At 43.1% G+C, this 9649-nt stretch carries 12 protein-coding genes and 1 pseudogene; 5 read left to right on the top strand and 8 right to left on the bottom strand.

The annotated features are described in order from the left end of the window. Positions 1-211, bottom strand: a pseudogene (locus IM515_RS25935) (IS5/IS1182 family transposase); the annotation flags it as partial. A 306-nt stretch (positions 212-517) separates the two neighbouring features. Here IM515_RS25935 and tatC point away from each other — a divergent pair. From tatC to psbB, 3 genes are all read left to right on the top strand, one after another. Beyond that, positions 518-1279 (top strand): twin-arginine translocase subunit TatC, encoded by a 762-nt coding sequence (gene tatC / locus IM515_RS14565; protein ID WP_002783793.1) that lies wholly within the window; start codon positions 518-520, stop codon positions 1277-1279. Positions 1280-1357: 78 nt separating this feature from the next. After that, positions 1358-1669: a hypothetical protein gene (locus IM515_RS14560; protein WP_002749272.1), complete on the top strand. Its 312-nt coding sequence runs from the start codon at positions 1358-1360 to the stop codon at positions 1667-1669. A gap of 345 nt (positions 1670-2014) precedes the next feature. Beyond that, positions 2015-3541: a photosystem II chlorophyll-binding protein CP47 gene (psbB, locus tag IM515_RS14555; protein ID WP_002749271.1), complete on the top strand. Its 1527-nt coding sequence runs from the start codon at positions 2015-2017 to the stop codon at positions 3539-3541. 304 nt (positions 3542-3845) lie between these two features. On the opposite strand, the gene IM515_RS14550 is transcribed toward psbB, so the two are convergent. From IM515_RS14550 to IM515_RS14525, 6 genes are all read right to left on the bottom strand, one after another. Further along, positions 3846-3965: a photosystem II reaction center protein J gene (locus tag IM515_RS14550; RefSeq protein ID WP_043995402.1), complete on the bottom strand. Its 120-nt coding sequence runs from the start codon at positions 3963-3965 to the stop codon at positions 3846-3848. 42 nt (positions 3966-4007) lie between these two features. Then, positions 4008-4127, bottom strand: coding sequence for a photosystem II reaction center protein PsbL (gene psbL / locus IM515_RS14545; RefSeq protein WP_002735805.1), 120 nt, complete (start codon positions 4125-4127; stop codon positions 4008-4010). Between the two features lie 10 nt (positions 4128-4137). Beyond that, positions 4138-4272 carry a cytochrome b559 subunit beta gene (gene psbF / locus IM515_RS14540; protein ID WP_002736175.1) on the bottom strand — a complete coding sequence of 45 codons (135 nt, stop codon included), beginning with the start codon at positions 4270-4272 and terminating at the stop codon, positions 4138-4140. A gap of 25 nt (positions 4273-4297) precedes the next feature. Continuing rightward, positions 4298-4543 carry a cytochrome b559 subunit alpha gene (gene psbE, locus IM515_RS14535; protein ID WP_002749269.1) on the bottom strand — a complete coding sequence of 82 codons (246 nt, stop codon included), beginning with the start codon at positions 4541-4543 and terminating at the stop codon, positions 4298-4300. 78 nt (positions 4544-4621) lie between these two features. Next, positions 4622-5614: a photosynthesis system II assembly factor Ycf48 gene (locus IM515_RS14530; protein WP_287629032.1), complete on the bottom strand. Its 993-nt coding sequence runs from the start codon at positions 5612-5614 to the stop codon at positions 4622-4624. 106 nt (positions 5615-5720) lie between these two features. Continuing rightward, positions 5721-6068: a rubredoxin gene (locus tag IM515_RS14525; RefSeq protein WP_002757647.1), complete on the bottom strand. Its 348-nt coding sequence runs from the start codon at positions 6066-6068 to the stop codon at positions 5721-5723. A gap of 547 nt (positions 6069-6615) precedes the next feature. Here IM515_RS14525 and IM515_RS14520 point away from each other — a divergent pair. Next, positions 6616-8913 (top strand): TOMM precursor leader peptide-binding protein, encoded by a 2298-nt coding sequence (locus tag IM515_RS14520; RefSeq protein ID WP_287629031.1) that lies wholly within the window; start codon positions 6616-6618, stop codon positions 8911-8913. 180 nt (positions 8914-9093) lie between these two features. Here IM515_RS14520 and IM515_RS14515 read toward each other — a convergent pair whose 3' ends face one another. Next, entirely contained in the window at positions 9094-9504 is a 411-nt protein-coding gene (locus IM515_RS14515) for a GNAT family N-acetyltransferase (protein ID WP_287629030.1), read from the bottom strand. A gap of 99 nt (positions 9505-9603) precedes the next feature. Here IM515_RS14515 and IM515_RS25930 point away from each other — a divergent pair. Continuing rightward, on the top strand, positions 9604-9649 hold a 46-nt coding region (locus IM515_RS25930; RefSeq protein ID WP_353737100.1), incomplete at its 3' end, for a helix-turn-helix domain-containing protein.

The following is a 9649-nucleotide window of genomic DNA, read 5'->3' as shown; positions in this document are numbered from 1 at the left end:
GATGTCTTAAATAAACCAACATTAGAACAATTTGTTCCTCTTCTGATAATTTAGGAGGTGTTCCGCTTCCTGGTTGATTAATCCTAATTTTGGTTTTTTCGATTTCTGATTGGTTTTTCCGATGTATAAGTTTTCCAAGGGACATCAGTTGTTCTAGTTGTTGGTAGTCAATCCCTAATAGTCTTTTAGTTTGTTTCGGATATTTTTGAATGTATTCCTAGGTGTAGTTTTTCATGGCTTTTTTTGAATCACTATTTGTTTTATTATATCCTATTATTGTGATTTAATTAAATTAGGTCGAGGTCTCATGCACATTTATTGAAGCTCTGGGTTAAAGTGCGATGCCGCTCTGGTGGGTTGAGTTGGGGAATGTTAGCGAATCAATTCAAACTCGATTGGCAACCTGTCACCGAGCAAACCCGACGATGTTGGAATGATTCTGATAGCTGACGGCTGATAGCTAAGGGTTATCAATGCTAGGATAAAGGCTTGAGTAGAGAACGATCGAGCCAAAGCCATGTCATCGACAGAAGTAAAAACCCCACCCCCAGACAGTCCTGAATTCCTCGATGAGTTACCCGGAGAAGTGGAAATGTCCTTATTTGACCACTTGGAGGAGTTGCGGCGGCGGATTTTTTATAGTTTAATTGCCGTGGCTGTGGGTGCGGTGGGATGTTTTATCTTCGTTAAACCCCTAGTACAAGTGCTGGAAGTTCCCGCCCAAGGGGTAAAATTTTTGCAGTTAGCTCCGGGAGAATTTTTTTTCGTCTCCCTAAAAGTAGCTGGATATAGCGGCATACTGGTGGCTAGTCCCGTCATTCTCTTGCAAATTATCCTCTTTGTGCTGCCGGGGTTAACCCGTCGCGAACGGCGTTTAATTGTCCCGGTAGTCTTAGGATCGAGTGTTTTATTTTTTGCTGGTTTATTTTTTGCCTATATTGCCCTGATTCCCGCCGCTTTAAACTTTTTTGTGAGTTATGGGGCGGAAGTGGTCGAACAAGCTTGGTCGATCGAGCGCTATTTTGAATTTGTCTTACTTTTACTGTTTAGTACCGGCATCGCCTTTCAAATTCCCGTTATTCAATTGATTTTGAGCTTTTTAGGCATTATTTCCTCGCAAACGATGTTATCAGGTTGGCGTTTCGTGGTTTTGGGGGCGGTGATTTTAGGCGCGATTTTAACCCCTTCTACAGATCCTCTCACCCAATCCCTGTTAGCAGGGGCGGTTTTGGGTCTATACTTTGGGGGCATTGGGGTAGTGAAATTAACGGGACGTTAGCAGTTTTTTGATAAAATTTGACGGCTGAAAACTAATTAAGCCAGAAAGCTAGAGATTGATTCTAGATTGAGTAACAAAGTGAAATATTTTTTCTTAACGGCAGGTTGGACAATAGGACGGGTGTGGGAATTTGGCGGTTTGTGGGATCATGCGAGTAGTTGGCGACGACCACCGCAGATAGAGCGATTAAATATCGGTATTTTAGAGGGAGAACAGGTTTTATGGCTTTATAAGGTGGAAGAAGCCGTGATTATGGTAGAAGTTGCCCCCAAGAGTGCAGAAATTGCCGATACTGTCCCCACCATCGGGCAAGTGGTGCTAAAACGCTTGATTAGTGCCGAACAAGTCCTCGAAATCCTGCAAAATGCCGAAGAACTACTGAGGAAGTAATCAGTGATCAGTTATCAGTTATCAGTAATCAGTTATCAGTCATAATTCCCCATCTCCCCATCTCCCCACACCCCACACCCCACACCCCACACCCCATCTCCCCATCTCCCCACACCCCACAACCCACACCCTGATCTGGAATATTCTGGCGGAAGACCGATCGCAAAGACTTGAAATCTGTTCTAACAATAGTTACACTTCTTTAGAATAGATACACTTTTCAAGGGATAATGTAGGTTGGCTAACTCTTGCACTTAACCGTCGAGAGTATTGGGCTTATATTTGACCCTGAATATAAAAAGCGTCTAAGTGGACACTAAATTGTCAATAGGAGGAGCGTAGTCAATGGGACTACCTTGGTATCGAGTACACACAGTCGTTCTCAACGACCCGGGCCGTTTAATTTCCGTTCACCTGATGCACACCGCACTGGTAGCGGGTTGGGCTGGCTCCATGGCCCTCTATGAGCTTGCTATTTTTGACCCCAGTGACCCCGTATTAAACCCGATGTGGCGGCAAGGAATGTTCGTGCTGCCCTTCATGGCCCGTTTAGGTGTCACCGGTTCTTGGGGTGGCTGGAGCGTCACTGGCGAAACTGGTGTTGACCCCGGTTTCTGGTCTTTTGAAGGCGTTGCCGCCGCTCATATTGTTTTATCCGGTCTGCTATTCCTAGCGGCGGTTTGGCACTGGGTTTTCTGGGATTTAGAATTATTCGTCGATCCCCGCACGGGCGAATCTGCGCTCGATTTGCCGAAAATGTTCGGTATTCACCTGTTCTTATCCGGTTTACTTTGCTTTGGTTTCGGTGCTTTCCATCAAACAGGCCTTTGGGGTCCTGGGATGTGGGTTTCCGATGCCTACGGTTTAACCGGTCATGTGCAGCCCGTAGCTCCCGAATGGGGACCGGCTGGTTTTAACCCCTTTAACCCCGGGGGTGTGGTAGCTCACCACATTGCTGCGGGTATCGTCGGGATTATCGCCGGTTTATTCCATTTAACCGTTCGTCCCCCCGAAAGACTCTATAAAGCCCTGAGAATGGGTAATATCGAAACGGTGCTTTCTAGCAGTATCGCCGCCGTTTTCTTTGCCGCTTTCGTAGTGGCTGGAACCATGTGGTACGGTAATGCTACCACCCCGATCGAACTTTTTGGCCCGACCCGTTACCAATGGGATAAGGGCTATTTCCAAGAAGAAATTGAGCGTCGCGTCGAGGCCAGCATCGCCAATGGGGCCACCATCGCTGAAGCTTACCAAGCAATTCCCGAAAAACTGGCTTTCTATGATTATGTCGGTAATAGCCCCGCTAAAGGTGGTTTATTCCGTACTGGTGCCATGGATAGCGGTGACGGTATTGCTAAATCTTGGTTAGGACACCCTGTGTTCAAAGATGGCGAAGGTCGCGTCCTGAGCGTGCGTCGGATGCCTAACTTCTTTGAAACCTTCCCCGTTGTCCTGACTGACTCGGAAGGTATCGTTCGCGCTGATATTCCTTTCCGTCGTGCGGAATCGAAACTGAGTATCGAACAAAGTGGTGTTACCGTTTCTTTCTACGGTGGCGCTCTCGATGGTCAGGTGTTCAGCGATCCTGCTGATGTGAAGAAATTTGCCCGTAGAGCGCAACTCGGTGAAGCTTTCGAGTTTGACACCGAAACCCTGAAGTCTGACGGGGTATTCCGCACTTCTCCGAGAGGTTGGTTTACTTTCGGTCATGCTGTCTTTGCTTTACTATTCTTCTTCGGTCACATCTGGCACGGTTCTCGTACCATCTACCGCGACGTATTCGCCGGGGTCGATCCGGATCTGGAAGAACAAGTGGAATTCGGTTTATTCCAAAAATTGGGTGATCTTAGCACTCGTAAACAAGAGGTTTAGTTTTAGCTAAATCATCCATATAAAAAAAGGAGTCAAGTCTTTGACTCCTTTTTTTTGTTAATCACACTATTAAAAACGGATTTAGACTAAATCTGGTTATTAAAGACTGATTATTTATTCCCCTTTTTGCATGAGTGCATGAGTAGAAAACGGGTTTCTCCGAGAAACCCGTTTTCTGTGCGTTACTCAACGGATTTAGTATTAAAGGTCGCTCGAGCTTTACTTGAAACCGAATACTGAAAAAACCGCTAGTTATTTCTATAACTAACGGCTTTTTGCCGGGGGAAATTACCCGTATATGGAATTACATAGAGGAACCTAAACCGGCGTAAGCTCCGTAGAAGAAAAGACCAACCACGGCGATAACGCCTAGACCGGCGATGGTGGCGACTAACCACAAAGGAATACGACCTTCTGCGAACATGAATAACACCTCCTAATTGCGATGAAAATAAATCGGGACTAATTAGTTAAAGAAATAGCTGGAAAATAAAATTCCCAAGACAGCAACTAGGAGTAAACCTAGGTAAAGAGAAGTACGATTTAACTCGACGGCTTGCCGATTCGGATTAGGTGTTCTTTCCATAATTGTTCTCCTAGCGTTGAATAAACTGCATTGCCGCAATTGCACCGATAAAGAAGACAGTGGGGACCGCTAAGGTATGAACTGCCAACCAGCGAACGGTGAAAATGGGGTAAGAAATGGGTTGATTGGGATTACCACTAGCCATTGTTTTTATCCTTAATTAAAGTAAACTACTGATTAAACTGCTCGATTTGATTTTTGGCCTCAAAGCGATCATTAATGATTGGTAATTCTTGACGCTCTTGAGTGTAATACTCATCGGGACGGGGAGTGCCAAAAACATCGTAAGCTAAACCGGTACTCACGAATAACCAACCTGCGATAAACAGCATGGGGATGGTGATGCTATGGATAATCCAGTAACGAATACTGGTAACGATATCGCCAAAAGGACGTTCGCCGGTACTACCTGACATGGACGGTTCTCCTCGGAATGATAGGACTTGAAAAATTCAATCTCTATAATAGAGACTTTCTTGACCCTGAGACAAGTTTTAGGCCGGTTCGCTCGGGGGATTATATTTCAGTAAAACCCCATTTTGTCCCAAGACAAAACCCTTGTCGGAATTGATAAAAACAATTCGATAGAGATTGGAGGGGACACTTTCCACCGCGCGATCTTTTTGCCAAGATTGGCCGTTGTCATCACTGACCAACAGATTGCCGCTACCACCAGCAACCCAAATTTCTTCGGGGGTGCGGTAGTTGAGGTCCAAAAGTCCCCAACTGGTGGAAAACTCGGGGAATACCTTATCTTCCCATGTATCGAGATCATTGGGGCTAGTAAATTGTAGTTGACCACCCCGGGCCAGGGCCCACAGTTCTCCTTTTTCACCATAACCGACTTTTTGTAAGCGGCGGGAGGAAAGACGATTGTGGGGTTGCCATTCTGTTGACCCCGGTTCCCAGGTGGAATAAAAGTTCCCGCGTGCGGAAACGGCCACGTATTTACCATCATGGGAACGAACAATTGTCCGGGCCACACCCACAGCACCTTCCACTAAAGCTTGCCAAGTTTTGCCCCCGTCTTTGGTGCGGTAGATAGCGCCTAAATCCGTGACCATTTCGGCGGTTTTGTCGTTAAGGGCGATAATTCCGTAGGGAGAACCGGGTAATTTTTCACTTAAGGAGATACGGGACCAGCTGCTGCCCCCGTCTTCGCTATGGAGAAGAATCGAGGGTTTACCGACAATCCAACCCTCTTGGTTGTGGAAACTGACGGCGCTAAAGCTAACTTTTTCGTCGCCAAGGTTGAGGACTTTTTGCTGCCAGTTGTTCCCCCCATCGCTGGTTTCAAAGAGGGTAGATTTGGTTCCCACTAACCAACCGTGTTGCAGGTCGTCGGTAAAGGCGATATCGGCAAAAGTGGAGTCAGTGTCGAGGGTGAGGATTTGCCAAGGACTATTGCTCAGGGATGGCACACTACTACAGCTAAAGCAGAAAAAGGCTACAGCTAGAACTATTACGAATTGTTTCAGTTTTCTCATCAATGGTTCAGAGGTATTGGTCAAGGAATCGGGACGGATAAGGTTTGTCCCCGATTGGTTACAGACTTATAAGAGCCGTTAGATTTAAAGATAATGAGTGCTTGAGTTAGTTTAAACCATATAAACTAATAAAGAAAACAAATCCTAGCGCTAAAGCCCCGAAAATCAAAATATTTTTTTGTGCGGGAGTGAGACGGTTGACTCCAAAACCATAGCTAAGATTTTCTTGGAATCCCGAAGGAGCATCTTTAGCTCCAATGTTGATAAATTGGGAACGACGCACACCACACACGGGACAGCGCCACGTTTCTGGCAATTCCTCGAAGGGGGTTCCGGCGGGAGTGTTGGTTTTACTATCTCCCTTGCTGGGGTCGTAAACGTAGCCGCAGGAGCGACATTCGTAGTTGGCAGGGGCCTGGTCGGCTAGGGTTAGTTCTGGTGGGCGATCGCTCATAACTAAGATTAAGGGAATTTTCAACACTCTGTTACAAATTATCCTTGAAAATTGACCCCTCTCACGGGCAAGCCCTGACAGAATAGCCAGTTTTCAAGTCTTAGAAGGATTAGGGAGGCAGCATATCGGCTTAAAAGAAACTAAGATTAATCTATTAGGGCTTAAATGTCTATTAAAACTTTATTAAGTTTATATTTGGGCTATTTACCCTGATTTTAGTACTCAAATTTATTCCGAGAAATTGAGAAATTTCAGGCAGGGAAGAAATTAGGGGTCTGATTTCTCACCTCTAACCGATTATTCTTGACCAAATTGACTAAATCCCCGGCTTAATTTCTTCTTAGAGGCGAGAGTGAAGCTAAATTACTTGTCTTCATATTGAATAAATTTAATCACTTTTAGCGATCGCTTTTATATTTTGGCATAAATGGGCTGCCCTCTCGCCGTTCCCGAAAACGAAAACTTCGCACCTCACCATTAAGATAACTGCTACCAACCTTATATTATAGGTATATCATCAACCTTAACTAAAAAGAGAGTAAAAATTGTGTTCAACCAGTTTGATTGGAATCCAGCCTACTCAATTGAAACCCTAGAACCAAATACGGTATTTTTTCTATCTGAGCGAGAATCAATCTGTTTTCAAGAGCCGCTTTATTATCGTTTAGTAAGATTAATCGATGGTCAACGTAATCTTGATGAAATTATTGATATTCTTCAGTTAGAATTTTTACAAAATCAAGAAATCAATCCCAATAATCCTAATTCTTTTGCAGTTATTATTAATTATAGTCTGGCAATTCAAAAAGCGATTTTTCAGTTATATAAACGAGGTTTTTTGTTAGAAAAAAAAGAATTACTGCCGTCTAATTTAGCAATTTTATGCTATCATCTTCAGGTTTCTCAAGACCAAGCTTTTGAACGATTACAATCTCTTAAGGTTACGGTTAAAAGCCTAGGCTCAATTCCCCAGGAAGATTTGATCAATATTTTGAATTCCTTGCAAGTTCAAGTCGCAGATGAAGGAGATTTAACCATTATTTTAACCGATAATTATCTTCATCCCGATTTAGATAGTATGAATCAACAAGCTTTAGTCTCACAAAAGCCTTGGTTATTAGTTAATCCCCTGGGAAATCTAGCATGGATTGGTCCCTTATTTTATCCCGATAAAACTGGTTGTTGGCATTGTTTGGCTCAACGATTACGAGATAATCGTCCCGTGGAGGAATTTATCATTAGACAGAGAGAAAATAAGATTTCTTTAATTTCTCCTTTAGGGTTTTCTTCAGCGACAATACAGACGGTTTTAAATCTGACGGCTATGGAGGTTTTTAAGTGGATTATTCAAGGTAAAAATCAACGTTTAGAAGGAATGCTGATGACTTATGATACTTTAAATTTACAATTTCAAGAGCATATTTTAGTTAAACGTCCGAACTGTCCTAGTTGTGGATATTCTCTAAATAAAACACCTTTACCCGTGGTTTTGGGACATCGGAAAAAGGCTTTTACCAGTGATGGGGGACATCGTTTTTGTTCTCCTGAAGAAACCCTAAGAACCTATCAACATCTTATCAGTCCCATTACGGGAATTGTGCGAGAATTAAATAAGATTCAAGGGAATACTTTAGTTCATACTTATGTGGCGAAACATCATTTTCGCAGTGTCTTTGATGATTTAGACAGTTTACGGCAAAATATTGGAGGGAGAAGTGCGGGAAAAGGCCGTACAGATAGTCAAGCAAAAGCAAGTGGATTTTGTGAAGCTATTGAGCGCTATTCGGGGGTTTTTCAAGGGAATGAAATCAGAGAAAAAGCCAGTTATCAAGCGTTAGGAGATAAAGCTATTCATCCTAACAAATGTATGAATTTTAGTGAAAAACAATATCAACATCGAGAACAATGGAATGCGAATAATCAAGGATGGTTTCAAAAAGTCCCTGAACCTTTTGATGAGACAAGAATCATTGATTGGACTCCTGTATGGTCTTTAACTGCTCAAGATTTTAAGTATTTACCCACAGGATATTGTTATTATGGTTATCATCAATCTGAACCCTTAGATTGTTGGGCAGATTCTAATGGCTGCGCCGCAGGAAATACGATAGAAGAAGCGATTTTACAAGGGTTTATGGAGTTAGTGGAACGAGATTGTGTGGCTTTATGGTGGTATAATCAATTAGTTAAACCTTCCGTTGATTTAGAGAGTTTTGAGCAGCCGTATTTTGAGCAATTAAAGCAATATTATGATGGGTTAAATCGGGAACTATGGGTGTTAGATATTACCAGTGATTTGAATATCCCTTGTTTTGCTGCTATTAGTCCAAGAAAGGAGCGGGAAGTGGAGGATATTTTATTAGGATATGGAGCGCATTTTGACCCGAAAATTGCTATTAGTCGAGCGTTAACGGAGGTTAATCAAATCTTACCAAATGTGTTATCGTTTAAGGAAGATGGGACAACGATTTATAATCCTTCTGCGGATCCTTTGGCGGTTAAATGGTGGCAAACGGCAAGGTTAAGCAATCAATCTTATTTAGTTCCCGATAGTAAAATAATACCCAAAAAAAGTAATGATTATTTACAAGTAGCTAGTGATGATTTATTAGAGGATGTTAAATTGTGTCAGCGAATTGTTGAGTCAAAGGGGATGGAAATGTTAGTATTAGATCAGACTCGTCCCGATATTGGTTTAAGGGTAGCTAAAGTCATTATCCCCGGAATGCGTCATATGTGGAAGCGTTTAGGGGCAGGAAGATTGTATGATGTTCCTGTTAGCATGGGATGGTTAAAAGAAGCTTTGACGGAAGATGAATTAAATCGGTTTCCCATGTGGATGTAAACTTTTAGGGTTATTATAGTGTTGGGTTTCGTTGCCTCAACCCAACCTACAAGAGCGGCTGTTAGCATGGGATGGTTAACTCTCGTCGTTATTTAGTCCCAGAATCTTAGTTATTCTGGACTTAAACGTACCGTAGGGGCAAACCCCCTGTGGTTGCCCCCTTGTTGCCCCTGTAGCGCACTAAGCAATACAAGCGCGTAAATCATTAAGAGTAATCATCAACGTCATCGGTTCAAGAGGAGACACATCAAAACCTAAAGCCAAATAAAAATTCTTAGCTTCTTCTGAAATAGCATGAACAATAATTCCCCGAATACCAATGGTATCAGCCGCTTTAACAACCCGTAGCGCACCATCACGAAATAAACCGCGTCCTAAACCTTGACCTTGGTAAGAAGTATCTACTGCCAATCGTGCCAAAATTACCACTGGAATTGGGTTAGGCATATTCCGCCGAAATTTACCATTAGCTGATTGTATACTAATGGCCCCGGAAGCAAGGGCGTAATACCCAACTACCCTATTGTCAACGCAGGTAACAAAAGTTCTAGTTGCACCACTGGCTTGATTAGCATAAGCTCGACGCTTCAACCAATCATCGAAAATTTGGGTCTGAAACCCCGTCGTTCTACGACGGCTTTACTGTTAAATATGAGCATCGTTTACGAAATATATGCTAAAATGTGAGGTATGGAAAAAGCCTATTCGTTTCGATTTTACCCCACACCCGAACAAG

Origin of the sequence: Microcystis sp. M44BS1, assembly GCF_020244875.1 — a bacterium.
In the GTDB taxonomy this organism is placed as follows: Bacteria; Cyanobacteriota; Cyanobacteriia; order Cyanobacteriales; family Microcystaceae; genus Microcystis; species Microcystis panniformis.
The sequence above is the reverse complement of the archived record's forward strand: the minus strand, read 5'-3'. Positions and strand labels throughout refer to the sequence as shown.

What these genes read in the sequence shown, in the direction of transcription:
- tatC (WP_002783793.1), top strand. Translation starts at nt 518, where the DNA reads ATGTCATCGACAGAAGTAAAAACCCCACCCCCAGACAGTCCTGAATTC.
- psbB (WP_002749271.1), top strand. Translation starts at nt 2,015, where the DNA reads ATGGGACTACCTTGGTATCGAGTACACACAGTCGTTCTCAACGACCCG.
- IM515_RS14550 (WP_043995402.1), bottom strand. Translation starts at nt 3,965, where the DNA reads ATGTTCGCAGAAGGTCGTATTCCTTTGTGGTTAGTCGCCACCATCGCC.
- psbL (WP_002735805.1), bottom strand. Translation starts at nt 4,127, where the DNA reads ATGGAAAGAACACCTAATCCGAATCGGCAAGCCGTCGAGTTAAATCGT.
- psbF (WP_002736175.1), bottom strand. Translation starts at nt 4,272, where the DNA reads ATGGCTAGTGGTAATCCCAATCAACCCATTTCTTACCCCATTTTCACC.
- psbE (WP_002749269.1), bottom strand. Translation starts at nt 4,543, where the DNA reads ATGTCAGGTAGTACCGGCGAACGTCCTTTTGGCGATATCGTTACCAGT.
- IM515_RS14530 (WP_287629032.1), bottom strand. Translation starts at nt 5,614, where the DNA reads ATGAGAAAACTGAAACAATTCGTAATAGTTCTAGCTGTAGCCTTTTTC.
- IM515_RS14525 (WP_002757647.1), bottom strand. Translation starts at nt 6,068, where the DNA reads ATGAGCGATCGCCCACCAGAACTAACCCTAGCCGACCAGGCCCCTGCC.